This is a genomic window from Oleisolibacter albus, assembly GCF_003336875.1.
Lineage (GTDB): Bacteria > Pseudomonadota > Alphaproteobacteria > Azospirillales > Azospirillaceae > Niveispirillum > Niveispirillum album.
On sequence record NZ_QGNJ01000004.1, the window covers coordinates 303,764 to 329,904 of the forward strand.

Genomic DNA, 26,141 nt, shown 5'->3' on the forward strand with positions numbered 1-26,141 from the left:
CTCTCAATGGGCTCCGCTGTCGGTGCCGGCGCCCTGAAGCACCGGGCGGCGGACGAAGGGCAGGGTGGCCAGGGCCAGCACGAAGACCACACCCATCAACAGGAACACGTCGGCGAAGGTCATGACCGTCGCCTGCCGGGACACGGTGCGCACCAGCATGCGGATGGCGCCCAGTTCGCTGTCGCCGGGAAGGCTGGCCGACAGCCGAGCCGAGACCTGTTCCAGCCAGCGGGCCACCTCCGGCCGGGTGGGATCGGCCCATTCCGACAGGCGCTGGCCGTGCAGGGCCGACCGGTTGGTGATGACGGTGTTGATGCCGGCCAGGCCGAAGGCCCCGCCCAGATTGCGCATGAGGTTGAACAGGCCCGAGGCGTTCTTGACCTGATCCTGGTTCAGCGTGCCCAGCGCCAGGGTGGTGATGGGGATGATGCAGAACATCAGTCCGGCGCCGCGGATCATCTGCGGCAGCATCCACTGATCGAAGTCCCAGTCGGCGGTAATCGGCGCGGTGATGAGGAAGCTGGTGGCCAGCAGGCCGAAGCCGATGGCCAGCACCTTGCGCACATCGATCTTGCTCGACAGCACCCCGGCGATGGGGGAGGAGAGGAACTGGCAGATACCGGTGACGAACATGGTTTCACCGATTTGCTGGGCGTTCAGGCCGCGGATCTGGCCGAGATAGAGCGGCAGCACATAGACCGAGCCGTACAGGCCGATGCCGATGATGAAGCCATAGATGCAGCCCATGGCGAAGTTGAAGTTGCGCAGGCTGCGCAGATCGACGATGGGCTGGCGATAGCTGAGCACGCGCCACAGGAACAGCAGGCCGGACACCGCGGCCACGATGGTGAAGTGGACGATGTCCTCGTCCTCGAACCACTGGTTCCGCGCACCCTCCTCGATGACATATTCCAGGCTGCCCAGGAAGGCGCCCATCAGCCCCATGCCGATGAGGTCGATGCCTTTCAGCAGGCCGAGATTGGGTCTGTCGATGTCGATCAGGCTCCAGACCGTGCCGGCCACCAGCAGGCCCGGCACCAGATTGATCAGGAACAGCCAGTGCCAGCTCAGCTGTTCCGTCAGATAGCCGCCCAGCGTCGGGCCGATGGTGGGGCCGAGCGTCGCGACCAGTCCGATCATGACCGTCACCGGAGCCCGCGCACTGGGCGGAAAGGTCAGGAAGGTGGTGGCGAAGACGGTGGGGATCATGGCCCCGCCGACGAATCCCTGCAATGTGCGCCAGACCACCAACTCCTCGATGCTGTTGGACTGGGCGCAGAGAAAGCTCATGGCCGTGAAGCCCAGGGCTGACAGGGTGAACAGGATGCGTGTGGACAACAGGCGCGACAGGAAGCCCGACAGCGGGATCATCACGACCTCCGCGATCAGGTAGCTGGTCTGCACCCAGACGATCTCATCGGCGCTGGCGGCCACGCCGGCCTGGATCTGGGTCAGGCTGCTGGCCACGATCTGGATGTCGAGGATGGCCATGAACATGCCGAAGACCATGGCCAGAAAACCCACCAGCGTGCGGGTGCTGACGGTCCGGGCCTCAGGCGGCACCTGCTCCAGAGGGACGGCGCTCATGGCCGGGTCACCGGTTGCCGGCCGGTGCCGCAACCGGCGCGGCGGGGGGCGTCGCCGCCTGCGCCGCCATGGGCGTTCCTGCCGGGACCGGGCGCAGCGGCGTGCCGTCGGCGCGGGTGTCCACGGCGGCGACGACGGACAGTCCGGGCCGCAGCCGTCCGGCCAGGGGGCTGTCGGCGGGCACGGCGATGCGCACGGGGATGCGCTGCACGATCTTGGTGAAGTTGCCGGTAGCGTTCTCCGGCGGCAGCAGGCTGAAGCGGGCGCCCGACGCCGGGGCCAGGCTCTCGATCCGGCCTGTCACCGTCAGCCCGGAATAGGCGTCGATGCTCAGCCGCACCGGCTGGCCCACCTTCAGCCCCTCGATCTGAGTCTCCTTGAAATTGGCGGTGATGTAGGCGGCCTGGACCGGCACCACCGACATCAGCTGGCTGCCGGCCCGCACATACTGACCGACGCGGGCGCCCTGGTTGCCCACCACCCCGTCCACCGGCGCCAGCAGCACCGTCTTCTCCAGATCGTTGCGGGCCAGGGTCAGGGCTGCATCGGTCTCCGACAGGCTGGCCACGGCGCCGGCCCGCTCGGTTTCCAGCACGCCCACCTGCTCCCGTTCGGCCGCCAGGGCGGCACGGGCCCGGGTCAGGGCCGCGTCCGCCTTTCCGGCATCGGCCACGGCCGTGGCCAGACGCTGCTGGCTGGCGAAGTCGCGGCCGGCCAGGGCGGCATAGCGCGTCTGGTCGCCGCGGGCGCGGGCGACCTCGGCCTCGGCCGAGGCAACGCCCGCCTCGGCCTGCCGGATCAGCGCCGCTTCCAGGGTCAGGCGGCTGTCGATATTGGCGATCTTGGCCTTGGCCGCTTCCAGCCGGGCCTCCGCCTGGGCCACCTTGGCCCGGTAGTCGCGGTCGTCGATGCGCAGCAGCACATCGCCGGCCTTGACCGGCTGATTGTCCACCACCCGCACCTCGGCCACATAGCCCTCGACCCGCGGGGCAATGGTGGTGATGTCCGCCTCGACATAGGCGTTGTCGGTGCTTTCGATGAAGCGCCCCTCGGTCCACCAGGACCAGGCGAACCAGGCCGCCCCGGCCAGCAGCACGGGCAGCAGGAGCAGGCCGATCGTCTTCTTCATGGCAAGCCTCGGCAGGGGAAGATGTCCAAATTATGAAACTGGACGGTCCAGTATTTCGACGGCGACTATGGGGCCGCCCTCGGCCGCGGTCAATCGCACCGTTCGGCCGGTCGACCCCGATGCCGCCGCGGCGGCCATGCCGGGGACGCATGCGGTGTCGTGTCGATCACAGCGGGTCGATCACAGCGGATGGATGGGCGATCTCAGCCCAGCAGGGCGGCCAATACGGCATTGAGCCGTTCGCGCCCCGCGGCCGTGGCCCGCAGCGTGCTGCCGTCGCTGTCCAGCATGCCGTGGCGGACCAGGCGGGCCAGCCGCTCCGGCGCCACCCAATGCTCCAGATCGTGCCCGGTCTCCGCATGGACACGGGCCAGCGGCACGCCCTCGCTGAGGCGCAGCCCCATCATCAGCAGCTCGGTCAGCCGGTCCGCCGTTGCCACCGGTTCCGGCGCGTGGCCGCCGGTGCCGAGGCGCTCGACCCGCTCCAGCCAGACCTCCGGCGCCCGGTGGGTGCGGGTGCCCAGCTTCTGCCCGTCTAGGGTCAGCCGGCCATGGGCGCCGGGGCCGATGCCGACATAATCGCCATAGCGCCAGTAGGTCAGGTTGTGCCGGCTCTCCTCGCCCGGGCGGGCGTGGTTGGACACCTCATAGGCCGGCAGACCGGCTGCCGTCAGCACATCCTGGGTGGCGGCATACAATTCGCCCTGGGTGTCCTCGTCCGGGATCACCAGCGCGCCGCGGGCATGCAGCGTGTGGAACTGGGTCCCTTCCTCGATGGTCAGCTGGTACAGAGACAGATGCCCCACCGCATGGTCCAGGGCGCGGGCCAGTTCCTCGCGCCAGGCCGGCACCGTCTGGCCGGGGCGGGCATAGATCAGATCGAAGCTGTAGCGGGGGAACAACTGCCGTGCCAGAGCGATGGCGGCCAGGGCTTCTTCCGCCGAGTGGCGGCGGCCCAGGGCCTTGAGATCGGCGGCATTGAGGGCCTGGATGCCCAGGCTGACTCGGTTGACGCCGGCGGCGCGGAATGCCCGGAACTTGTCGGCCTCGACGCTGGTGGGATTGGCCTCCAGCGTCACCTCGGTGTCCGCGGGCAGGCCCCAGCGCGCATCGGCCCGGCGCAGGATGGCCTCCACCGTTTCCGGCTGCATCAGAGACGGGGTGCCACCGCCGAAGAAGACCGAAGTCAGGATACGCCCCGGCGTGCTGTCGGCGAAATGGTCCAGCTCGCGCAGCAGGGCGGCACGCCAGCGCGCATGATCCACCCCCTCCCGCACATGGGAGTTGAAGTCGCAATAGGGGCATTTGCTGGCGCAGAACGGCCAGTGGACATAAAGGGCGAAGCCGGGAAGCCTGTCGTTCATCCATCCGTCCATACTGCGCCGGCCGGCCAGGGCACCGTTGCCCCCGCCGCTCTTCTCCGCCCCTGCGCGCCGCCCTGGTTCAAGCCGCCTGGGTTCAATGGTTGGCGACGAAAGCGTTCAGCTTGTTGCCGTCCGGATCGCGGAAATAGGCAGCGTAGAAGCCGCCTTCGCCGCGGGGACCCGGCGCCCCCTCGTCACGGCCGCCCAGGGACAGGGCCAACTGGTACAGCCGCTCCACCTGGGCCTTGTCCTTGGCCGCCAGCGCCACCATCACCCCGTTGCCGACGCTGGCCGGATTGCCATCGAACGGCTTCATCACGGCGATGCCAGCGGCGCCGCCGGGGCGGCCCCAGGCGATGCCCGTGGGAAACTCCATGAAGCGCCCGACCCCCAGTTCGGCAGCGATCGCGTCGTAGAAGACGGCCGCCCTGGCCAGATCATTGGTGCCCAGCGTCACATATCCGATCATGGTGTCCTCACAGTGGCGTTTCCCGCAGGCGGAGCGGCCGGACGGCCCGTTCAGGCCTCGGGTGGGGTGAAACAGCGGGCCACCAGTTGCCGGAAGGCGTCGGCCCGGTGGCTGATGGCGTGTTTGGCCTCCGGCTCCATCTCGGCATAGGTGATGCCGTGGCCGTCCTGGATGAAGATGGGATCGTAGCCGAAGCCCCTGGTACCCCGCGGCGGGAAGACCAGATGGCCATGGGCATAGCCCTCTACCGCCTCCACATGCCCGTCGGGCCAGGCCAGCACCAGGGCGCAGACGAAGCGGGCACGGTCGTCCTTGCGCTCGGTCGCCAGGGTCAGTTCGCGCCGCACCTTCTCCATGGCCAGGGCGAAGTCCTTCTCCGGACCGGCCCAGCGGGCCGAATAGATGCCGGGGGCGCCGTCCAGCGCGTCCACGGCCAGACCGCTGTCGTCGGCCAGGGCCGGCAGGCCGGAGGCGCGGGCGGCGGCCAGCGCCTTCAGCCGGGCATTGCCGATGAAGGTCTGTTCGGTCTCCTCCGGCTCGGCCAGATTCAAATCACCGGCCGAGGGGAAGTGGCGGACATAGGCGCCCAGCAGGGCGGCGATCTCCTTGACCTTGCCCTTGTTGTGGCTGGCGATGACCAGCGTATCGCCCTGGAAGCGCCGCGGCGTTCCCTCCGGCGACGGTGTGCCCGAGATCGTCGCGCTCATCGGCCCAGCGCCTTCTGTTGCAGGGCGGTCAGCGTGGCGATGCCCTTGCGGGCCAGGGCCATCAGGGCCAGGAACTCGGCTTCCTGGAACGGGGTCTTCTCGGCCGTGCCCTGGATCTCGACGATGCCGCCGGTGCCGGTCAGCACGAAGTTCGAGTCGGCCTGGGCGTTGCTGTCCTCGGCATAGTCCAGGTCCATCACCGGGGTGCCGTTGTAGAGGCCGCAGGAAATGGCGGCCACGCTGTCGGTCATCGGCACGGCCTTCAGCACGCCGATGCGGACCAGATGCTGGAAGGCCAGATGCAGGGCGACATAGCCGCCGGTGATGGCGGCGGTGCGGGTGCCGCCATCGGCCTGGATCACGTCGCAATCGACCTTGACCTGCAACTCGCCCATAGCGCGCAGGTCGGTGACGGCGCGCAGCGAGCGGCCGATCAGGCGCTGGATCTCCTGGGTGCGGCCGGACTGCTTGCCCTTGGCCGCCTCACGGTCCATCCGGCTTTCGGTGGAGCGGGGCAGCATGCCGTATTCCGCCGTGACCCAGCCTTCGCCCTTGCCGCGCAGGAAGGGGGGCACCTTGTCCTCGACGCTGGCGGTGCAGAGCACATGGGTGTCCCCGAACTTCACCAGGCACGAGCCCTCGGCATATTTGGAGACATCGGTCTCCAGGCTGACGGGGCGCAGCGCATCGGGCGCACGGCCGGACGGACGGGTCATCATCGGGACTCCAGGCAGGGATTTGTTCGCCGGCCTCTGATACTCCGGCGGGGGCAGGCGCGTCCACCCCGCCGGCTGTCGCCTTTGCCGCTGCGGCAGCCATGACGGGCGGCCCCGTTGATCTCGGACCCCGCGACCACTAGACTCAAAGAGCAGAATCAACGGTACGACATGGGCATGATCAGTGAACTGAACCAGCGGTCCAGGGAGATCTTCCGCCACATCGTCGAAGCCTATGTGGAGACGGGCGAGCCGGTGGGGTCGCGCACCCTGTCCCGGCGCCTGACGGTGCAGCTGTCCCCGGCCACCATCCGCAACGTCATGGCCGATCTGGAGGATCTGGGGCTGCTGAAGGCGCCGCACACCTCGGCCGGGCGCGTGCCCACCGATGCCGGCCTGCGCCTGTTCGTCGACGGGCTGTTGCAGGTGGGCGATCTCAGCGAGCGCGAGCGCGAGGATATCGAGGCCGTCTGCGCTACCCGTGGCCGCTCGGTGCCGCAGGTGCTGGAGGAGGCGACCAATCTGCTGTCCGGCCTGTCCAGCTGTGCCGGGCTGGTGATGGCGCCCAAGACCGACCGGCCGCTGAAGCATATCGAATTCGTCAACCTGTCGCCGGGCAAGGCCCTGGTGGTGCTGGTGACGGAGGACGGGCTGGTGGAGAACCGGGTGGTGGAGGTGCCGCTGGGCCTGCCTCCCTCGGCCCTGCAGATGGCCAGCAATTATCTCAATGCCAAGGTCGTCGGCGGGACCCTGGCCGACGCGCGCAGCACCATCCAACGCGAGATCGAGGAACAGCGCACCCAGCTGGACCTGCTGACCCAGAAGGTGGTGGAGACGGGGCTGGCCACCTGGTCCAGCACCGGGTCGGGCGGCGGGTACCTCATCGTGCGCGGGCAGGCCAAGCTGCTGGAGGATGTCACCGCCCTATCGGACCTGGAGCGCATCCGCAGCCTGTTCGAAGCGCTGGATACGCGCGAGCAGATGGTCCGGCTGCTGGACGCCACCGGCAAGGGCGAGGGGGTGCAGATCTTCATCGGCGCGGAGAACGACCTGTTCCGCCATGCCGGCTGCTCCATGATCATCAGCCCCTACAGCAACACCAAGGAACAGATCGTCGGTGCCATCGGCGTCATCGGCCCGACCCGAATCAACTATGCCCGCATCATCCCCATGGTGGACTATACGGCCCGCGTTATCGGGCGCCTGATCGGCTGAGCCGCCGCGGGGCTTCGGAGAGGGGGCGGGTGATCCGCACCGCTTTTCCCCTCGACGGGCGGTGTCCGCATTCTTATCTGCTGAGGCAATCTCTCGACAGCAGCGGCAAAGCTGCCTAAACGAAGGCGCGCGGACCCGACCGCCGCCGATCCGTCCAAGACCCGTCCGAAGTGAATCCGAGGCCCTGAGAATGAGCGAAACGAACAATACGCCGGAGACCGACGTCACAGCCGACGGTGCCACCCCTGAAAGCAAGGCCGCCCCGTCCGCCGACCGCACGGCCGCCCTGGAGGCCGAGGTGGCCACGCTGAAGGACCAGCTGCTGCGCGCCCTGGCCGAAACCGAGAATGTCCGCCGCCGCAGCGAGCGCGAGCGCGAGGACACGGCCAAGTACGCCGTCTCCAAGTTCGCCAAGGACCTTCTGGCCGTCGCCGACAATCTGCGCCGCGCCATCGAGGCCGTGCCGGCCGAGACCCGCGAACAGGATCAGGCCGTGAACAGCCTGCTGACTGGGGTGGAAGCCACCGAGCGCCAGTTGGCCGCCGCCTTCGAGCGTGCCGGCATCGCCCGCATGGAGGTGCTGGAGAAGCCGGCCGATCCCAACTTCCACCAGATCATGATGGAGGTGGAGGGCACCGGCAAGGCGGCGGGGACCGTGGTCCAGGTGCTGCAGTCCGGCTACACCATCCATGGCCGTCTGCTGCGCGAGGCCATCGTCGGAGTCGCCAAGGGCGGTGCCGCCGATCCGGCCAAGCTGGATACCAACGCCTGACCCGACGGCCCCCGGGATACGTCGACAAGGAAAGGGCGCCCGCTGCGGCGCCCTTTTTTTCATGGGACAGGATGGGTGTGGCGCTTACGCCTCCCCGTACCCCTCCACCACGGTCGGATCGGCGCCTAACCCCTGCAACAGGGCCAGAACGGCGGTCAGGGCCGCGTCCAGCGCCGCCGGATCGGTGGTGCGCAACACCAGGGCGGTGGAGACCCTGCCCTGGCGGAAGCTGGGATAGCTGCCGATGTCCACGGCTGGATGATCGGCGGCCAGGGCGCGCAGCCCATCGGCGAAGCTGCCTTCCGGCAGGCTGCTGATGATGCTGCGGATCAGGGGCTTCGGCCCCCCTGCAAGCCGGTCGTCCAGCGTCACCAGCATGGCTTGCATGATCGACGGCACCCCGGCCATGACGAAGACATTGCCGATCTGGAAACCGGGGGCGGCACTGACCGGATTGTCGATCAGGCGGGCGCCCTCGGGTGTGTTGGCCATGCGCAGCCGCGCCTCATTCAGCAGGGCGGTGCCGGCATAATGCGCCTCCAGCCGGCGCACGGCCTCGGGATGGCGGATCAGCGGCAGGCCGAAGGCCTTGGCGATGCACTCGGCGGTGATGTCGTCATGGGTGGGGCCGATGCCGCCGGTGGTGAAGACATAGGTGTAGCGGGTGCGCAGCGCGTTGACCGCGTCCACGATCTCCTCCTCCACGTCCGGGACCACGCGCACCTCCCGCAACGGGGCGCCGAGACCGCTGAGATGCCTGGCGATGAAGGCCAGATTGGCGTCCTGGGTGCGGCCCGACAGGATCTCGTTGCCGATGATCAGCAGGGCGGCGGTCGGGGTGCCCGTGGCGGGGGCGGCGGACAGGGGGCTTTCGGTCATGATGCGGATGGCTCCGGTCTTGCGGCAGGAATGGTATAGACCCGCCCGGGCCATTGCGCGACAGTCCCGGCCCATTCCCTTGTCCTTTTGCGTCCCACCGATCGATGCAGTTCCCCGCCCCCCTGATCGAGGCCACCCTGCTGCGGCGCTACAAGCGCTTCCTGGCCGATGTGGTGCTGCCCGACGGCAGCACCGTCACCGCCCATGTGCCCAATTCCGGTGCCATGCTGGGGCTGGACGGGCCGGGCAGCCGCTGCTTCCTGTCGCAATCGCCCAATCCTGCGCGCAAGCTGGCCTGGACGCTGGAGGCGGTGGTGGAGCAGGCCACCGGCACCCTGGTCGGCTGCAACACCAATCATCCCAACCGGCTGGCGGAGGAGGCCATCCATGCCGGCCTGATCCCGGCGTTGGCGGGCTATGCCAGCCTGCGCCGGGAGGTGAAGTACGGAATCAGCAGCCGCATCGACCTCCTGCTGGAGGACCCGGCCCGGGGCCGGGCCTATGTGGAGGTCAAGAATGTGCATCTGCGCCGCGGGCCGCCGGTGGCGGAATTCCCGGACTGTGTGACCAGCCGCGGGGCCAAACACCTGTTGGAACTGGCGGATATGGTGCGCGCCGGGCACAGGGCGGTCATGCTCTATCTTGTCCAGCGGGAGGATTGCGACCACTTCCGGGTTGCCGCCGATCTGGACCCGACCTATGCCTTGGGTCTGGAGCGGGCACGGCTGGCCGGGGTTGAAGCCTATTGCTGGGGGTGTAAGGTCACGCCCCAGGGCATCCGCGTCGATCGGCCCCTGACCGTGCTGTCCGGACCGATCCAGCCCGTTCCGACCCCGGTGGCCGCCGGCTGACCCGGCCGGCCATTGGTTTCATGCCTTCCTTGCCCCTTCCCTTGTCAGACGAGAGCTTCCGGTGGACGACGAATACGAAGACACGCGCAGCATCAAGATCCATACGCCGGAGGATTTCGAGGGCATGCGCCGCGCGGGCCGTCTGGCTGCGGCCACGCTGGATTTCATCACCCCCTATGTGCAGCCCGGCGTCATGACCGAGGAACTGGACCGGCTGATCGAGCAGTTCATGCGCGATCACGGGGCCATTCCGGCCACCATCGGCTACAAGGGCTATACCAAGGCCAGCTGCATCAGCATCAACCATGTGGTCTGCCACGGCATTCCCGGCACCAAGCGGATGATGGAGGGCGACATCGCCAACATCGACGTCACCGTGATCCTGGATGGCTGGTTCGGCGACACCAGCCGCATGTATGTGGCCGGTTCGCCGTCGGTGAAGGCCAAGAAGCTGATCGACGTCACCTATGAGGCGATGATGCGCGGCATCGCCGTGGTCAAGCCGGGCGCCACCCTGGGCGATATCGGCTATGCCATCCAGAGCTTCGCCGAAAGCCACCGCTTCTCCGTGGTGCGGGACTTCTGCGGCCACGGCCTGGGCCGCGTCTTCCATGACGCGCCCAGCGTGCTGCACTATGGCAAGCGCGGTCAGGGACCGGTGCTGCAGGAAGGCATGTTCTTCACCATTGAGCCGATGATCAATGCCGGCCGCTACGAGGTGAAGGTGCTGTCCGACGGCTGGACCGCAGTCACCCGCGACAAGAGCCTATCGGCCCAGTTCGAGCATGCCATCGGCGTGACCAAGGACGGGTACGAGATCTTCACCCTGTCCCCCGCCGGCCTGACCAAGCCGCCTTACGAATTGCCGGCCATGGCATCGGCCCTCGGCATCGCGACCGCCGGCTGATCCCTGCTGGCACGTTCCCGTCCCCGTTGCTACACTTGCATGCGGGCGTGGCAATGGGGATGTTCGCTCATGGGTGGCAAGCCGAAGGCGGCGACAGCGGACCGGTTGCTCGACGCGGGGGAGTACGGCGGTGCCGGCGACGGCACGGCGGAGCAGCCCCATTATCATGGCCACCGCGAACGGTTGCGCGCCCGCTTCCTGGGCCAGGGGGCGGAGGCGCTGCAGGATTACGAGCTGCTGGAACTGCTGCTGTTCGTCATCCCCCGCCGCGACGTGAAGCCCCTGGCCAAGCAGCTTCTGCGCGATTTCGGCGGACTGTGGGCCGTGGTCAATGCCCCGGTCGAGCGGCTGCAATCCTATGCCCAGATGACCGAGGGGGCCGTCTCCGCGCTGAAAGTGGCGGGGGCGGTGGCCCTGCGCATGGCCCGGCAGGAGGTGCTGAACAAGCCCGTCCTCTCCTCCTGGCAGAAGCTGCTGGATTACTGCGCCGCCGCCATGGCGCATCAGGAAGTCGAGCAGTTCCGCCTGCTGTTCCTGGACCGCAAGAACACGCTCATCGCCGACGAGGTGCAGCAGCGCGGCACCGTAGACCATACGCCCGTCTACCCGCGCGAGGTGGTGCGCCGGGCGCTGGAACTGGGAGCCAGCGCCCTGATCCTGGTGCACAACCACCCCTCCGGCGATCCCACACCGTCGCGTGCCGACATCGACATGACCAAGCAGATCGTGGCCGCCGCCCAGGCGCTGGGCGTGGTGGTGCATGACCATCTCGTCATCGGCAAGGGCCGCCATGTCAGTTTCAAGAGCGCGGGGCTGCTGTAGCCCTTACCCCTCGACGAAGAAATAGCCGGTGATCAGCACGGCCACGGTCAGGATGAAGCCGCGCAGGATCGGCTGCGGCACCCGGCGGGCCAGGGCGGCCCCGCCATAGCCGCCCAGCACCGCGGCCGGCAGCATGATGGCCACGGCTCGCCAGTCCACCGCGCCGGCTACAATGAAGGTCACTGTGGCGACGGCGTTCAGCGCCCCGGCCACCAGCGTCTTCAGCCCGTTCATGACATGCAGATCCTTCAGCCCGAACAGGCCCAGCGAGGCCAGCATCAGGATGCCGATGCCGCCGCCGAAATAACCGCCATAAAGGGCGACGAAGAACTGCACCACCAGCAGCGGCCCCATGGTCAGGGTCCAGCGGGCAGAGATCCAGGCGCTGATGGGCTTGCCGAAGGCGAACAGCACAGTGGCGAACAGCAGCAGCCAGGGGATGATACCCTGGAACACCGCCTGGGGCGTCCACAGCAGCAGCAGTGCCCCCAGCAGCCCGCCCAGCAGGCTGATGGCGAAAAAGGCCGGGATGTGGACGGTCTTCAGCCGGGCCAGATCCTTGCGGTAGGCGGCCAGGGCGGCGAAGGAGCCGGGGAACAGTGCCACGGTGCTGGAGGCGTTGGCCTGGATCGGCGGCACGCCGGCGAAGATCAGTGTCGGGAAGGTCAGGAACGTTCCGCCCCCGGCCACGGCATTGAGCGCACCGGCCAGGAAGGCGGCAAGGAACAGGGCCGCGTCGATCAGCATAGGACCCTCGGGGGAGGAGCGGGAACGGCGGTGGCAGATTGCATCAGTACCCGTCCCTTGCCCATCCCCGCCGTTGCGGCACCACCCCGCGGCAGGGACGGGGCGGCATGATCTCCCGGCACTGGTGTTCGGACACCGTCGCCGCTAGGGTCCCGGGCCAGATCGCCACCGAGCTTAGGGACAGGGCCCATGATTCCCCGCTACAGCCGCCCGGAAATGACCCGCATCTGGGAGCCGGAGAACCGTTTCCGCATCTGGTTCGAGATCGAGGCCCATGCCTGCGACGCCCAGGCCAAGCTGGGCGTGATCCCGGCGGAGGCGGCCAAGGCGGTGTGGGAGCGCGGCGCCTGGGAGATTGCCCGCATCGACGAGATCGAGCGCGAGACCAAGCACGACGTCATCGCCTTCCTGACCAATCTGGCCGAGCATGTGGGGCCGGAGGCCCGCTTCGTCCACCAGGGCATGACCAGCTCCGACGTGCTGGACACCTGCCTGGCCGTGCAGATGAAACAGGCGGCCGATTTGCTGCTGGCGGATCTGGACAAGCTGCTGGCGGCGCTGAAGGCGCGGGCGCTGGAACACAGATACACCCCCACCATCGGCCGCAGCCACGGCATCCATGCCGAACCCACCACCTTCGGCGTCAAGCTGGCCGGCCACTACGCCGCCTTCGCCCGCAACCGCAAGCGCCTGGAAGCGGCGCGGGCCGAGATCGCCACCTGCGCCATCTCCGGGGCGGTCGGCACCTTCGCCAACATCGATCCCTTCGTGGAGGAGTATGTGGCGGGGCAGCTGGGCCTGTCGGTGGAGCCGCACTCGACCCAGGTCATCCCGCGCGACCGCCACGCCATGTTCTTCGCCACGCTGGGCGTGATCGCGGCCAGCCTCGACAATCTGGCCACCGAGGTCCGCCACCTGCAGCGTTCCGAAGTGCGCGAGGCCGAGGAATTCTTCTCGCCGGGGCAGAAGGGCTCCAGCGCCATGCCGCACAAGCGCAACCCGGTGCTGTCGGAGAATCTGTCCGGCCTGTCGCGGGTGGTGCGCGGCTATGTGGTTCCGGCGCTGGAGAACGTCACCCTCTGGCATGAGCGCGACATCAGCCACTCCTCGGTGGAGCGCATGATCGGGCCGGACGCCACCGTGACCCTGGATTTCGCCCTGATGCGGGCCGTGGGCCTGATCGAGAAGCTGGTGGTCTATCCGGAGAATCTGCAGAAGAACCTGGACATGCTGGGCGGCCTGCACAATTCCCAGCGCGTCCTGCTGGCCCTGACCCAGGCCGGCATGAGCCGCGAGGATGCCTATCGCGCCGTGCAGCGCAACGCCATGCCGGTCTGGCTGGAAGGCAAGGACTTCCGCACCCTGCTGAAGGCCGATGCCGAGGTGATGAAGCATCTGTCGGCGGCCCAGATCGACGATGCCTTCGACCTCGCCTACCACACCAAGCATGTGGACACGATCTTCGCCCGCGTCTTCGGGCCGGAGGCGTGATCCTGTCTGCGCGCGCCGGGGGCGATGGCCGCCCCCGGCCGACCGGTCTTTTCCGTCAGCCGACCCGGCTGCCCCGCAGCGAGACCAGCAGATCATGGCTGGCCCGGCCGTCGGCGGGCAGACCCTGCTTCTTCTGATAGGCGCGGATGGCGGCGACCGTGCGCTTGCCCAGGAAGCCGTCCGGCGTGCCGATCTTGTAGCCCAGCCGTTTCAACCGTTCCTGGATCTCCTTGACCCCGGCCTGGTCCACGGGGATGGCGTGGTTGCCGTGGCTGGCGGCCGTAGCCGGTGGCCGGCTTGCCGCCGGCGCTGCGGCGTCCAGGGGCCCGGCCTCGGCGATCTCGATGTTGCTGCCGCCTTCGGCCAGCCGTTGCAGGGCGGCGCGGGCGGTGCTGTCACCGCTTTCCGCCGCCCGGGCGTACCAGCCGGCAGCGGTGTCCAGGTCCGGTGCCCCGTCCACCCCTTCCTCGTACAGCGCGCCCAGCATGATCAGGGCGCGGGCGATCCCGGCATCGGCCGCCTGTTCGAACCAGGAGGCGGCCTGCTCCAGGTCGCGGTCGACGCCGGTTCCATCGCTGTAGAGCAGCCCCAGATCATACATGGCTTCGGCATGGCCCAGTTCGGCGGCCCGGCGGTACCAGCCCACGGCCTTGTCGAGATCGGCCGGGACGCCGAGATCGCCGCGATAGAGCGCGGCCAGGGCCCAGCCGGCATCGGCATCGCCCTGGGTGGCAGCCTGCTCGTACCAGTAGACGGCCTTGCGCACATCTGCCGCCGTCGGCGGCGTACCGGAGGCGAAATACTCGGCCAGTTCCACCTGGGCGTCGACATCGCCGGCGCGGGCGCGGCTGTCCAGCAGCCGCAGCGGCTCGTCGGCCTTGGCGGGCAGGGGGGGCGGTGCGGTCAGGGCCGCGGCACCGGCCGCGGCTGCCATGGCCTTCCCGCCCTTGGACGGCCTGCCAGCGGCCTTGCCGGCAAAGGGACCGGATTTAGCCGCCGGGGTGGCCTTTGCCGGCGTCTGGGCGGGCGCGCCCGCCTTCTGCGGCTTCGCCGCCGGTTTGGCCATGGATCTTGCTGCGGCGACGGGCTTGACCGCCGGCTTCGCGACCGGCTTCACCACAGGCGTCTTCACGGCCGGCTTCTTGCCCGCGGCTGTTGTCTCGTGGCTGGCGGTCGCGTCCGGCTGCTTGGCCGTGGCGGCGGAGGCCGGCGGGGCTGCCAGCATGGTGGCGAGCAGAAATGGGGCGAACAGTCGGCAGCTCCGGCGCATGGCCGGTCTCTCCCTGGATGGATATCGGTATGGGCGGCGAAGAATTGACCGGATCCACCGTAGCAGGAAAGCCCTTAACGGCCAGTGAGCAGCCCCGGCTCGACCGGCATTCCTCCCTTCCCCCATAATCCGGATCGTCCCCGTTGCAGCCGGGGGAAAATCCGATTATGGTGCCGGCCCTTGCGAGGGTCTTGGGGCGTCGCCAAGCGGTAAGGCAGCGGTTTTTGGTACCGCCATTCCCAGGTTCGAATCCTGGCGCCCCAGCCACCTGTCTCCCTTCCAGTCATAGACATGAAATCAGCAGTCGTGCCGACGCGGGGCTGGCGGCGGGAGCCGTGCAGCCGCTTGGGCTTTCCTTCTCCGGCCGATCATTGTTAAACTGCTGTTAAAATTACCGTGTCGGAATACGCATAAATTCTGTATAAATTCGTTCAATGCAGGTACCGGCGGTTGCTTTATGTATCATTCCGTTATATCTGCACTGGGAAGGGCTCGGCTGGGTGAGGCGCAAGGGACGATGAATCGGCAGCCGCAGGCACCGAAGCGGGATTGGGTCCGCATCAAGCCGGGGGAAAGGACAGCCCAGCTTCCCGATCGCGTCGAGTATGACGACCAGAAACTCTATACGCTGCTCCAGTCTGCCAAGCGCGAAGTGCAGGGACTGCGGCTGATCCATCTGCATATGTCGCTGCTGCGCGACAAATCGAACCTGGATGTCCTGTCGATCCGCCGCGCCATGCAGGAGACGGCGGACCAGTCGGCCTATCTCCAGGTATTTTCCCTGTCGAACGACGACGTCATCGTTCTCTACAAGGGCATCAAATTTTCGGTGATCTCCACCGTCTGCTCGCAGATCGAGCGCTTGCTGCTGTCGCGCACCAGCCTGGTGAAGCGCAATCCCTACGGGGAGGACAGCCTCTACTCGATCATGGAGTTGTCGCTGAACTTTGTGAGCGTCATCCGCTTCATCGAGAGTCTGGGGCGCGATGGCGGGACCGAACAGAAGCAGGAGACGAAACCGCCGGTCACGCTGGAGGAACTGGGCAAGATCGAGCGGGCGGTGCAGATGTTCGATCTGTCGCCCTTCATGCTGAATCAGCCCGTTGTCAACATCCAGGGGCTAGAGCAGAACGAATTCGAATATTTTGAACTCTATATCGCCGTCAAGGCACTGGAAGAGCGACTCTCACCCCAATACGACATCACCGCCAACAAATGGCTGTTCAGCTATTTCACGGCCAATCTCGACAATTCTGTGCTGAAGGCACTGAATTACGGGGTTGATTTTCTGCGTGGCAAGCGCATCGGCCTCAATCTCAACCTGTCCACCATCCTGTCGGCGAATTTCGTGAAGTTCGACGAGCGTCTGACCACGGAACTCCGTGGCAATGTGGTGCTGGAGATCAACAAGGCCGACGTGGTCGAGAATGTCTCCCTGTACAAGGAGGTCATCGATTTTGCCGCCAGCAAGGGCTACAAGATCTGCATCGACGGGCTGAACGATTTCTGGGTCACCCATATGGATCTGGAGTACATGGCCTGCGACTACGCCAAGATCTTCTGGTCCGACGAGATGGAAAGCCTGCCGCCGCGCGAGTATGACGCCTTTGTCGAGCGCATCCAGGCCCAGAGCAATTGCCGTTTCGTCCTGGCCCGCTGCGGCAGTGTCCGTGGTCTGATGTTCGCCGAGAAATGCGGCATCAACCTGGTGCAGGGCCGGGTCGTGGATAACATCCTGCGCAAGGGCGTGCTGCTGCGCGACGCCATCAAGACCGCCAAAGCCATGGATGCGGCCTGACCGGTTCAGGCCCCAACAGCCTCATCCCGGATTGTGCCACCAGATCCAGCCATTGAGCACAGCGGCAAAGCTGACCCAGGCCAGATAGGGCAGCAACAGCAGACCAGCCGGCCGGCTGTGAATGGCGAAGGTCCGGGATGTCAGCAGGATGGCGCTCCACAGCAGCAGGATGTCCACCAGGGCGGCACCGGGGCTGCGCAGGCCGAAGAACAGGATCGACCACGCCAGATTGAGCAGCAACTGCAGGACGAACAATGCCAGCGCCCCACGGGCCCCGGTCACGCCCTGCCGCCGCCAGACCAGCCAAGCCGCTACGGCCATCATGGCATAGAGAAGGGTCCAGACCGGGCCAAAGATCCAGTTGGGCGGGTTGAACGGCGGCTTCTGCAAGGTCGCATACCAGCCGCCGATTTCAGGAGTGGTGACGCTGCTACCGACAGCCGCCACGGCAAAACAGCCGATCAGAATGACGGTCAGCCCCAACCAGGAACGGACGGGCGAAAGGAAAGGGGTGGTCGTGCTCATAGGAGTGAACATCGGTCGACCTTGATCGATGTCAAGACAGGAAACTCCTACCAATATGAACCAACGCAACTGTCACAAACTCCGCTATAGTGCGCCGGACTAGTCCGTTTGGAGGTGAGGCGTCGCCCATGACGTCGGTTGACGATACCCATGCGGCCGCCGGCACCACACCGGCCCAAGCCGGGGGGCAGGCCGGGGCCGATCCCAGCACGCACTTCATCTTTGTCAGCAAGGTTTTCGCCTTGCCCGGCGGCTATTTTTGTCTGGCCAAGGACACGGGTGAAGCCGTGTTCAATGTCCATTTGGGCGATGTCTGGGGCAAGATCCCCTTCCGCACCATGCGGGAGACTTTCGATATCGATGAGAAAAGCCAGGATGGACGCCTGCTCGGCGTCGTCGAGAAAGGGCTGAAATTTGTCAAGGAAATCCGGCCCGGTGACAGTATCCCCAGGGAATTGCTGGATGGTTCCGCCAGTTGGCGCGTGGATGAACAACATCTGTTGATCGCCCGTGGACGCCTGACTCTGCAGCTGGTCTCATGGATCTCGGGTAAGGACGAAATCATCACCGACCGCTTTAAACTGTTGCAGATGGTCGAGGATCCCCAAACCAAGGCCAAGACACAGGAAGCCTTTGCCCGGCTGGCGCGGCAGTTCGGCCTGCCGGAAGAGCGCAAACAGGAGATGATCGACAAGGTCGAATCCCTGGCGCGGGAGTTAAGCTATATCGAGGCCCTGCGTGACCGTTACGGCTTGGTGCAGAAGATCATGTCCAGTCTGGGACAGGCACGGCGGGTCTTTAAAGGCGACAATACGATCCAGTCCGATATCGCCCGCATGCAGGCACTCGCCAAGGTCCCCATCGCCAATTTCGACGATGCCTTCAACCAGATTGACGGTCAGTGCGCCGAAGTCATGGCCATGTTGCGCAGCTTCGACGCCCAGGTCGCCTTCATTCGCCGCATGCGCGACGAACTCCATACCAATCTGATGATCTGGGACGAATTGATTGAGGATTGGAACGGCCACGAGGTCGACAAGGGACCGGAGACCGAGGGACTGCTGAAGCGGACTTACCAATTCCTGGCTCAGCATTTCCTGATCAGCAAGGTCTGGAGCCGCAACGGCTGACATCGGGCGATAGGCACGCGCCCATGTCAGCCCTCGCTACCTCCCCTCCCGCCGCCAGGCCAGCAACAGCAGGCCCAGGGCCAGAAGCAGCACGGCCAGGGCCGGCAGCAGCGGGACTTGGCTGACGCCGGTCACGACGTAGTCGGCATTGGCCCGGAGGCCCAGCCAGCCTCGGCCGGCACCGTCCCGGTCCGGCCGGGTCCGGCGCACGTCGGGTGTCCCGTCGGCCAGCCAGTAAGTTCCGCCGCCCGTAGCCTTTGTCACGGGCGCCAGGGGCTGGTGGCTGGTGCGGACATCGCGGAGTTCCGGCGGGTTGACGGCGCCGACCACGGCCAGGGCCGTGCGTTGGCCGTCGCTGATGCGCCAGATGCCTGGCTCGCCGGCGACCAGCGATCCGGTGGCGGTGCCGTCGCCCTGATCCTCCAGCCGCAGGTCGGACGCGACATCGCCGGGCGAGGTCACCTGGATGGCGCGCGGGTCCGGCTCCAGGCTGCGCCGGGTTACGCTGATGCGGTTGCCGTCGACGCGGGCCTTGAGATCGTTCTCCTCCAGCTCCGGTTCCTTCATCAGCCAGTGGGCCAGCCGCCGCAGCAATTCGGCCTGTGGTCCCCCGCCCTCGAATCCGCGGGACCACAGCCAGATCTGGTCGGAGGACAGTTGGGCCACGCGGCCTTCACCCACCCGGTCCAGCACCAGCAGCGGCCGCCCGCCGGCACCCGACATCACCACGCTGCCGCGCGTCGGGGCCACATCGATTTGGCGGAACCAGCGGCCCCATGGGCCGACACCGTCCGCCGCGTCGGTCAGCCCGGCGGTGACCGGATGACGCTTGCCCAGATCGGTGACGGTGGGGGTGAAAGGCTGCTCCAGCACCTCACCCGTGGGTTCGGCCGGCAGCACCGTGCCCAGCGGCGTGCGATAGACGGACAAGGGCGTGGCGAAGCTGGGGCCGCTGGCCTCCAGCAAGGCTCCGCCCTTCTCGACATAATCTGCGATGTTGGCCAGATAGGCGTTCGGCAGGACGCCCCGGCGGCGATAGCGGTCGAAGATGATGAGGTCGAACTCGTCGAGCTTCATCTCGAACAGTTCGCGGGTGGGAAAGGCAATCAGCGACAGCTCGCGGATCGGGGTGCCGTCCTGCTTCTCCGGTGGCCGCAGGATGGTGAAGTGCACCAGATCCACTGACGGGTCGGCCTTCAGCAGGTTGCGCCAGGTGCGTTCGCCGGCGTGGGGCTCGCCCGAGACCAGCAGCACGCGCAACCGGTCGCGCACGCCATTGACCACGATGGCCGCCCGGTTGTTGGCCAGGGTCAGTTCCTGCGGACCGGCCTCCACCGCCAGTTCGAACACATTCAGCCCGCCATGGGTCAGGGTGAAGGTCAAAGGCACATCCTGTCCCACCGGCACACGCAGCGGGCGTGGTGCCTCCCCATCCTGGCGCAGCGTGACGGTGGCGTCGCCGCCGCCCGCGCCCGGCAGATCCTCGACCCGCACGGTAAAGGTGACCGGCTTGTCCACCAGTCCGAAATTGGGCGCCTGGACCACGGTCAGGCGGCGGTCGCCCTCGTTGTGCTCGCCGGTCAGCAGCGCATGCACAGGGCCGAAGTCACGCAGTTGCGGCAGCCCTTCGGCCACGTCATGCACCTGCCCGTCGGTGATCAGCACGGCCCCGGCCACCCGCCGCCGCGGCACGTCGGCTGTGGCCCGGGTCACCGCCTCCAGCAGGCGGGTCTCCTCGATGGCGGCGCCCTCGGCGCTGCGGGCGTCGGCCGTGCGGACGATCCGCACCTCCAGATCCTGGTACTTGGCCAGGGTCTGCTGCAGCGTGGCCAGGGCCTGTTCCGCCCGTGCCCGGCGTTCGCCGATGTTCTGGCTGGGGGACTGGTCGACGATGATGACGGCCACATCCTTGATGGGCTGGCGCTGTTCCTCCACCAGGGACGGGTTGGCCAACGCCAGCACCAGCACGGTCAGCGCAGCCAGCCGCAGCAGGCCGCCGCGGGCGCGGTGCCACAGAGACAGGCCGCAGCCGGCCAGTCCCAGAACAAACAGGGCCAGCAACAGCGGCAGCGGGATCAGCGGCGCCCAGACCAGGAAGGTTCCGTTCATTGGCCCAACCTTTCCAGGATCGCCGGCACATGCACCTGATCGGCCTTGTAATTGCCGGTCAGCGCATACATCACCAGATTGATGCCGAAGCGGTAGGCCATTTCCCGTTGACGTTCCGGACCCGGAACGACCGCGTACATGGGCCGCCCCTGGCCATCCACCGCCCAGGCCCCGGCCCAGTCGGCGGCGCCGATGATGACGCCGGAAACACCGTCATTGACGCTGCCGCTCTGCGCCTCTGCCCAGACCTCGCCGCCGGCATAGCGTCCGGGAAAGTCCTGGAGCAGATAGAAGGACTTGGTGAGCACATGCTCCGGCGTGATCGGTGCCAGGGGCGGAATGTCCAACCCGCTCAGCAGCGCCTCCAACTGCGGGCCACCGGGACCGCGGCCACCGGTCACGCCCTGGTCGCGTGTGTCGATCAGCAGCATGCCGCCCTGGCGCAGATAGGCGGTCAGCTTCTCCCGCGCCCGGTCGGACAGCGGGGGCTGCGCCGGGGTCACCGGCCAGTAGATCAGGGGATAGAAGGACAGCTCGTCGGCGTCCACGTCCACGGCCATGGCGCCGGCGGTCTCGGCGGCCGTGCGCTGTCCCAGCTCGTAGGACAGCCCCTCGAGCCCGGCCTTGCTGACGGCGTCCACCGCGGCATCGCCGGTGACCACATAGGCCAGCCAGGTCTGGGCGGTGGCCTGGATCGCCTTGTCCACATCCAGGGGCCGCTCCTGCGCCCGTGCCGACGGGGGCAGGGTCAGCAGCAGCAGGGCCGCCAGCGCGGCGATGCCGCGTCCCGCCCGCGCGCCGCGAAGCAGGCCGCGCAGGGCCAGACCGATGAACAGGTCGGCCACCAGCAGCATCAGGGCTGCCGTCAGCAGCAAGGGCTTGAGGTCCATCTCCCCCCGCACGCCATACAGGTCCTGGGCCATACCGGACAGCAGCGGTGCCAGCGGTTGCAGCGTGGCCACGGCCGGCGCCAGGTTCAGGGCGCGGCGGGCTTCGGGGATGCCGTAGAAGCCGGGGGGATGGCGCGGCCCCAGCAGAGCGGCCGGCGCGCGGGCCAGCCGCTCCGCCGGCAGCGGAAAGGCCGTGACGCCCGGCGTCACCAGCCGGCCCTGGCCGTCCAGCAGCTCCAGCGGCGCCAGTGTGCCGGCGCCCTCGGCGGTGGCGACACCGGCCGACAGGGCCACCACCCGCCGCAGCATTTCCACGAACAGTCCGGACAGCGACAGGTTCGACCAGTCCGGGCTGGCGGTGGTATGGACCAGCACGGTGAAGCCGTTGCCGCGCTTCTCGGCCGTCACCAGCGGTGTCCCATCCTCCAGCCGGGCCCAGGTGCGGTCGGGCAACTCCAGGGACGGTTCTGCCAGCACCTGCCGACTGACGGTGACGTCCTCGGGAACGGTCAGGCCGTGGAAAGGGCTGGTTTCGGGGAAAGGGGCCAGTCTGGCGGGGACCGACCAGCTGAGCGCGCCACCCAGGGCACGGTCGCCGCTGCGCAGCCGCACGGGCGTCAGCGTGTCGGCATTACGGGCCAGCCTGGGGCCAGCGAAGCGCAGCAGGACTCCGCCCTTGCGCACCCAGGCGTCAAGCTGTTCGGCCTCGCTACCGCTGAGACTGCCCACATCGGCCAGGATCAGCACCGACAACTCGCGTTGCAGCAGGCTGCCGATATCGCCCCGGCGGATCTCGGCAAAGGGGGACAGGGCCCGGTCGAGATAATGCAGGTCGGATAGCAGCGGCTGCTCCTCGCCTTCACCGCGGCCGGAAACCAGCCCCACCGGACGGCGGCGCTGCCCCTCATCCAGCAGCAGTGTGGCGCCAGCGGTGTTCTGCCCGTCCAGACGCAGGGCCGCCGCCTCGTTGCGCAATTCCGTCGGCAGGTTCAGCCGCGCCTCGGCGCGGGCGGTGCCAGCGGTGAAGCGGACATCGGCGGCCCCCAGCAAGCGGCCATCGGTGGCCACGGCCCGGATCGTTGCCGTCTGTGGCAAGGCGGAGTCGGAGCGCTCCACCGGCACCACCAGATCCAGCCCCTCCGCCGTGGGGGGGCGGAGCAGCAGGGCCGGGCGGTCGGGACCGTCGCCCACCACCTCAAGCCCGCCCAGACGCCGCAGTCGCGTCGCCAGCGCCTCCGCCCCGGCATCGGCAACCCCGTCGGACAGCCAGACCGTGTAGGGGGCGCGCTCGGTCGGCAGTCGGTCCAGGGCTGCCAGGGCGGCCGTGCGGTCCACAGGCCAGGGACTCGGGGTCAGGGCCTGCACGTCACGGCGGGCGTCGGCGGCCGCCGACGGTCCGACCAGATGCGGGGGCTCCGCCGTGGGCGAGGGGGCTGTCGCCAGAAGCACGACCGGCCGGCCGGCACGCTCGGCCTGCGCGATCAGCCGTTCCATCAGGTCCTGCCGGGCCGGCCAGTCGCGGCCGGCGGCCCAGCCATTGTCCACCACCAGCAACAGCGGCCCGCCGCCAGGCAGGGCTGCATCGGGGTTCAGCAGCGGCCGGGCCAGGGCCAGGATCACCAGTGCCGCCAGGACCAGCCGCAGCAACAGCAGCCACAGCGGCGTGCGCGCCGGGGTTTCCTCCCGCGCCACCAGATCGCGCAGCAGACGGATGGCCGGAAATTCCTGGACACGCGGGGCCGGCGGCGTCACCCGCAACAACCACCACAGCACCGGCAGCACGGCCAGTGCCGCCAGTATCCACGGAGTCGCGAAGGCGAGCGGACCCAGGCTCAGCATTTCACACCGCCTCCCGCGCCAAGGCGCCCCACAGGGCCAGCAGGGCCGCCTGGGGCGACCTGTCCGTGCGGTGGCAGGTCAGACTCCATCCGGCGGTACGGGCGATGGCCGTCAACCCCGCTTTCTGTGCAGACAGCCGTTCCAGATAGGCCGCCCGGATGCTTTCCACCCGCGGCACCAGCATCTGCGTTTCCCCTTCAAGCCCTTCGAAGGCGACGCGTCCGTCGAAGGGCAGGGTCTCTTCGGCCGGGTCCAACACCTGCACCAGATGGCCGCGCAGGCCGCGGGCGGCGAAGGCCGCCACCATGGCCTGGATCTCCGCCAGCGGCGACAGCAGGTCGCCGACCACCACCAGCTGGGCGTGGCGGGGCAGGGGTTCCGGTGGGGGGAGGCCCATACCATCTGAACGCGGCGCTTCGGCTGTCATGTGCAGGGCCAGCCGGGGCATGATGCTGCGGGCGGCGCTGGGCGCAATGCCGCTGCCCAGCAGCGCCACCCGTTCGCCACCGCGCACCAGCAGCACGGCCAGGGCCAGTGTCAGCAGGTCCGCCCGCTCGCGCTTGGTCGGCAGCGATCTCGTCGAGCGCCAGTTCATGGAGGGGCTGCTGTCCCGCCAGAGCCAGGCCGTTTGCGCCGCCTCCCATTCCGTTTCGCGCACGAAGACGTGGGCGGACTTGGCGGATTGGCGCCAGTCGATGGTCGCCACGGAGTCGCCGGGCTGGTAGCGCCGGAACTGCCAGAAGGTCTCTCCGGTGCCGACGCGGCGCCGGCCATGCACCCCCTGGGCCACCGTCGCCGCCACCCTTTCCGCCGCCACCAGCAGCGGCGGCAGCCGCAACGCCAGCGATTCGGCCCGCTGCTGGGTGCGCAGCGCGTCGGCGGCGGTCGGAAGGGTGGGGGAAACGGCCATGCTGGATGCCTTCGTCGGGACGGCAAGGGCGGGGTTGCGGATCTGGCGCCGGATCAGGCCAGCGGTGCGCACAGCCGGGTGATGACCTCATCCAGGGTGACGCCGTCGGCACGGGCGGAGAAGTTCAACGCCATGCGGTGGCGCAGCACCGGCTTGGCCAGGGCCAGTACATCGTCCAGCGACGGGGTCAGGCGCCCCTGCAACAGGGCACGGGCGCGGGCGGCCAGCATCAACGCCTGGCTGGCGCGCGGGCCGGGCCCCCAGGCCACATGCTGCCGCACCTCCGGCAGGGTCGTCTCCTCCGGCCGGGCACCGCGCACCAGATCCAGGATGCCCTCGACCACGCTTTCCCCAACGGGAATGCGGCGCACCAGGGCCTGTGCCGCCATGAGGTCCTGCGGGGACAGGGCGGCGCCGATGCTGTCGGCAACGGCGCCGGTGGTGGCGATCATCATCCGCCGTTCGGCCTCACGGTCGGGATAGGTCACGTCCACCTGCATCAGGAACCGGTCCAGCTGGGCTTCCGGCAGCGGATATGTGCCTTCCTGTTCCAGCGGGTTCTGGGTCGCCAGCACATGGAAGGGCCGGGGCAGCGGGTGGTGCTGGCCGGCCACGGACACCCGGCCCTCCTGCATGGCCTGCAGCAGGGCCGACTGGGTGCGGGGGCTGGCGCGGTTGATCTCGTCCGCCATCAACAACTGGCTGAACACAGGGCCGGGCAGGAAGCGGAAGGCGCGTCGGCCGTTCTCCGTCTCCTCCAGCACCTCGGAACCCAGGATGTCGGCCGGCATCAGGTCGGGAGTACACTGGATGCGGCGTTCATCCAGGCCCAGCACCGTAGCCAGCGTTTCCACCAGCCGTGTCTTGGCCAGGCCGGGCACGCCGATCAGCAGCAGATGGCCGCCGGCCAGCAGCGTCACCAGGGACAGGTCGATGACCTCCTCCTGGCCATAGATGACCCGACCGATCATCTCGCGCACGGCGGCCAGGCGGTTGCCCAGGACCTCCACGTCGCGGACCAGGGCCTGGGCATCGGCGGAGCGGGACAGGTCTACGGCACTCACGGTCTGCATCCCCGAGGTTGTTGGCGGTCCAGCGCCACCGGCCATGTGGGTGATGGCGGTTCCTGAACCAAGACGGCCTGATTATGTTACCTTCGTGGCGGAACCCGGCCGGGTTCGCAATCCCCTCTTCGTCGCGTCACCCGGGCCGGGTCGGTCCCGGCCGATGATCCCGATCCGTTGCGCCGGCAGTTCGAACCAACAATGGTCTGTTCCACCATGTCGGAAAGCAAGTCCCCTGTGGGCAAGGATATCCCCGCTCCGTACGCCGCCGCCGCTCTGGCCGGTGCCCGCCGGCCCGGCCCCACGGCCGAGGACGAGGCCTATGCCATCCGCATCGCCCGCGACGGCACCTGGTATTATCATGACAGCCCCATCGGCCGGCTGCCGTTGGTGAAGCTGTTCGCCACGGTTCTGCATCGGGATGCGGCGGGGGATTACTGGCTGATCACGCCGGCGGAACGGGGGCGCATCACGGTCGAGGATGCCCCGTTCATCGCTGTGGCCCTGCGGATCGAGGGGGAGGGGCGGGACCAGCGTCTGGTCTTCCGCACCAACCTGGATGAGGAAGTCGTGGCCGGCCCCGATCATCCCATCCGGGTGGATACGGATGGCGCGACAGGGGAGCCGCGGCCCTATATCCTGGTCCGCGACATGCTTGAGGCGCGTATCAACCGCCCGGTCTTCTATGAGCTGGTGGAGCGGGGAGAGGCGCGGGAGACCGGAACGGGAGCCGAGATCGGACTATGGAGCAGCGGCACCTTCTTTACCCTTGGTCGGCTGGACCCGGCGACGATGGCATGACCGGGGGCGGCAGGAGGTGTGATACCGGCGGCGCAACGGCTCCACCGACAGCGGACCAGCTGCGCACTTTTTTCCGGAACCGCAGCGGTGGACAGGCTGGCGGGCGCCTCACCGGTTTTCGTGGCGACCATGACGGCAATCCCGGGCTG

General features: G+C 68.0%; 23 protein-coding genes and 1 tRNA gene. 10 read left to right on the forward strand and 14 right to left on the reverse strand.

The window, feature by feature from the left end:
* Positions 1-3: 3 nt before the first annotated feature.
* The 6 genes from DK368_RS07940 to rph all read right to left on the reverse strand — a co-directional run bounded on the left by DK368_RS07940 (position 4) and on the right by rph (position 5,972).
* The gene (locus DK368_RS07940; protein ID WP_114393385.1) at positions 4-1,587 is read right to left on the reverse strand and encodes a DHA2 family efflux MFS transporter permease subunit; all 1,584 of its coding nucleotides are present in this window, start codon (positions 1,585-1,587) and stop codon (positions 4-6) included.
* Positions 1,588-1,594: 7 nt separating this feature from the next.
* Positions 1,595-2,716 carry an HlyD family secretion protein gene (locus DK368_RS07945; RefSeq protein WP_114393386.1) on the reverse strand — a complete coding sequence of 374 codons (1,122 nt, stop codon included), beginning with the start codon at positions 2,714-2,716 and terminating at the stop codon, positions 1,595-1,597.
* A gap of 203 nt (positions 2,717-2,919) precedes the next feature.
* Positions 2,920-4,080: a radical SAM family heme chaperone HemW gene (hemW, locus tag DK368_RS07950; protein WP_114393387.1), complete on the reverse strand. Its 1,161-nt coding sequence runs from the start codon at positions 4,078-4,080 to the stop codon at positions 2,920-2,922.
* A 94-nt stretch (positions 4,081-4,174) separates the two neighbouring features.
* Positions 4,175-4,549, reverse strand: coding sequence for a VOC family protein (locus DK368_RS07955; protein WP_114393388.1), 375 nt, complete (start codon positions 4,547-4,549; stop codon positions 4,175-4,177).
* A gap of 50 nt (positions 4,550-4,599) precedes the next feature.
* Complete coding sequence (gene rdgB / locus DK368_RS07960) at positions 4,600-5,256, reverse strand: RdgB/HAM1 family non-canonical purine NTP pyrophosphatase (RefSeq protein ID WP_114393389.1); 657 nt, start codon at positions 5,254-5,256, stop codon at positions 4,600-4,602.
* Positions 5,253-5,972: a ribonuclease PH gene (gene rph / locus DK368_RS07965; RefSeq protein WP_114393462.1), complete on the reverse strand. Its 720-nt coding sequence runs from the start codon at positions 5,970-5,972 to the stop codon at positions 5,253-5,255. Before rph ends, rdgB begins: the two co-directional genes overlap by 4 nt.
* A 177-nt stretch (positions 5,973-6,149) precedes the next feature.
* On the opposite strand from rph, the gene hrcA reads away from it, so the two are divergent.
* Positions 6,150-7,187 carry a heat-inducible transcriptional repressor HrcA gene (hrcA, locus tag DK368_RS07970; protein ID WP_114393463.1) on the forward strand — a complete coding sequence of 346 codons (1,038 nt, stop codon included), beginning with the start codon at positions 6,150-6,152 and terminating at the stop codon, positions 7,185-7,187.
* A gap of 190 nt (positions 7,188-7,377) precedes the next feature.
* On the forward strand, positions 7,378-7,959 hold the full coding sequence (gene grpE / locus DK368_RS07975) for a nucleotide exchange factor GrpE (protein WP_114393390.1): 582 nt from the start codon (positions 7,378-7,380) through the stop codon (positions 7,957-7,959).
* Positions 7,960-8,043: 84 nt separating this feature from the next.
* Here the strand turns inward: grpE and DK368_RS07980 are convergent, their stop codons facing one another.
* Positions 8,044-8,838, reverse strand: a complete 795-nt coding sequence (locus DK368_RS07980; RefSeq protein ID WP_114393464.1) for a competence/damage-inducible protein A — start codon at positions 8,836-8,838, stop codon at positions 8,044-8,046.
* Positions 8,839-8,942: 104 nt separating this feature from the next.
* On the opposite strand from DK368_RS07980, the gene sfsA reads away from it, so the two are divergent.
* The 3 genes from sfsA to radC all read left to right on the forward strand — a co-directional run bounded on the left by sfsA (position 8,943) and on the right by radC (position 11,418).
* Complete coding sequence (sfsA, locus tag DK368_RS07985; protein WP_114393391.1) at positions 8,943-9,689, forward strand: DNA/RNA nuclease SfsA; 747 nt, start codon at positions 8,943-8,945, stop codon at positions 9,687-9,689.
* 61 nt (positions 9,690-9,750) lie between these two features.
* Positions 9,751-10,596 carry a type I methionyl aminopeptidase gene (gene map / locus DK368_RS07990; protein ID WP_114393392.1) on the forward strand — a complete coding sequence of 282 codons (846 nt, stop codon included), beginning with the start codon at positions 9,751-9,753 and terminating at the stop codon, positions 10,594-10,596.
* Positions 10,597-10,665: 69 nt separating this feature from the next.
* A complete protein-coding gene (gene radC / locus DK368_RS07995) occupies positions 10,666-11,418 on the forward strand; it encodes a RadC family protein (RefSeq protein WP_205028091.1) in 753 nt (250 codons plus the stop codon).
* A gap of 3 nt (positions 11,419-11,421) precedes the next feature.
* On the opposite strand, the gene DK368_RS08000 is transcribed toward radC, so the two are convergent.
* Positions 11,422-12,165: a TSUP family transporter gene (locus tag DK368_RS08000; protein ID WP_193552265.1), complete on the reverse strand. Its 744-nt coding sequence runs from the start codon at positions 12,163-12,165 to the stop codon at positions 11,422-11,424.
* 189 nt (positions 12,166-12,354) lie between these two features.
* Here DK368_RS08000 and purB point away from each other — a divergent pair, with 189 nt between their 5' ends.
* Positions 12,355-13,656, forward strand: coding sequence for an adenylosuccinate lyase (gene purB / locus DK368_RS08005; RefSeq protein WP_114393394.1), 1,302 nt, complete (start codon positions 12,355-12,357; stop codon positions 13,654-13,656).
* Positions 13,657-13,711: 55 nt separating this feature from the next.
* On the opposite strand, the gene DK368_RS08010 is transcribed toward purB, so the two are convergent.
* Complete coding sequence (locus DK368_RS08010; protein ID WP_155524516.1) at positions 13,712-14,926, reverse strand: peptidoglycan-binding protein; 1,215 nt, start codon at positions 14,924-14,926, stop codon at positions 13,712-13,714.
* A 192-nt stretch (positions 14,927-15,118) separates the two neighbouring features.
* On the opposite strand from DK368_RS08010, the gene DK368_RS08020 reads away from it, so the two are divergent.
* A tRNA-Gln gene (locus DK368_RS08020) sits at positions 15,119-15,193 on the forward strand.
* 250 nt (positions 15,194-15,443) lie between these two features.
* The gene (locus tag DK368_RS08025) at positions 15,444-16,724 is read left to right on the forward strand and encodes a hypothetical protein (protein ID WP_114393397.1); all 1,281 of its coding nucleotides are present in this window, start codon (positions 15,444-15,446) and stop codon (positions 16,722-16,724) included.
* Between the two features lie 21 nt (positions 16,725-16,745).
* Here DK368_RS08025 and DK368_RS08030 read toward each other — a convergent pair whose 3' ends face one another.
* Complete coding sequence (locus tag DK368_RS08030; protein ID WP_114393398.1) at positions 16,746-17,249, reverse strand: TspO/MBR family protein; 504 nt, start codon at positions 17,247-17,249, stop codon at positions 16,746-16,748.
* 128 nt (positions 17,250-17,377) lie between these two features.
* Here DK368_RS08030 and DK368_RS08035 point away from each other — a divergent pair, with 128 nt between their 5' ends.
* A complete protein-coding gene (locus DK368_RS08035) occupies positions 17,378-18,379 on the forward strand; it encodes a hypothetical protein (RefSeq protein WP_114393399.1) in 1,002 nt (333 codons plus the stop codon).
* Positions 18,380-18,415: 36 nt separating this feature from the next.
* Here DK368_RS08035 and DK368_RS08040 read toward each other — a convergent pair whose 3' ends face one another.
* Genes DK368_RS08040 through DK368_RS08055 form a run of 4 tightly spaced genes read right to left on the reverse strand, consistent with a single transcriptional unit; the run spans position 18,416 to position 25,191 of the window.
* Entirely contained in the window at positions 18,416-20,488 is a 2,073-nt protein-coding gene (locus DK368_RS08040) for a hypothetical protein (protein WP_114393400.1), read from the reverse strand.
* Positions 20,485-23,217, reverse strand: coding sequence for a DUF4159 domain-containing protein (locus DK368_RS08045; protein ID WP_114393401.1), 2,733 nt, complete (start codon positions 23,215-23,217; stop codon positions 20,485-20,487). Before DK368_RS08045 ends, DK368_RS08040 begins: the two co-directional genes overlap by 4 nt.
* A 1-nt stretch (position 23,218) precedes the next feature.
* A complete protein-coding gene (locus DK368_RS08050) occupies positions 23,219-24,127 on the reverse strand; it encodes a DUF58 domain-containing protein (protein ID WP_114393466.1) in 909 nt (302 codons plus the stop codon).
* Between the two features lie 53 nt (positions 24,128-24,180).
* Positions 24,181-25,191 (reverse strand): AAA family ATPase, encoded by a 1,011-nt coding sequence (locus DK368_RS08055; protein ID WP_240002393.1) that lies wholly within the window; start codon positions 25,189-25,191, stop codon positions 24,181-24,183.
* A gap of 201 nt (positions 25,192-25,392) precedes the next feature.
* Between DK368_RS08055 and DK368_RS08060 the strand changes: the two genes are divergently transcribed.
* A complete protein-coding gene (locus tag DK368_RS08060) occupies positions 25,393-25,992 on the forward strand; it encodes a DUF1285 domain-containing protein (RefSeq protein ID WP_240002394.1) in 600 nt (199 codons plus the stop codon).
* The last annotated feature ends 149 nt before the right edge of the window (positions 25,993-26,141 follow it).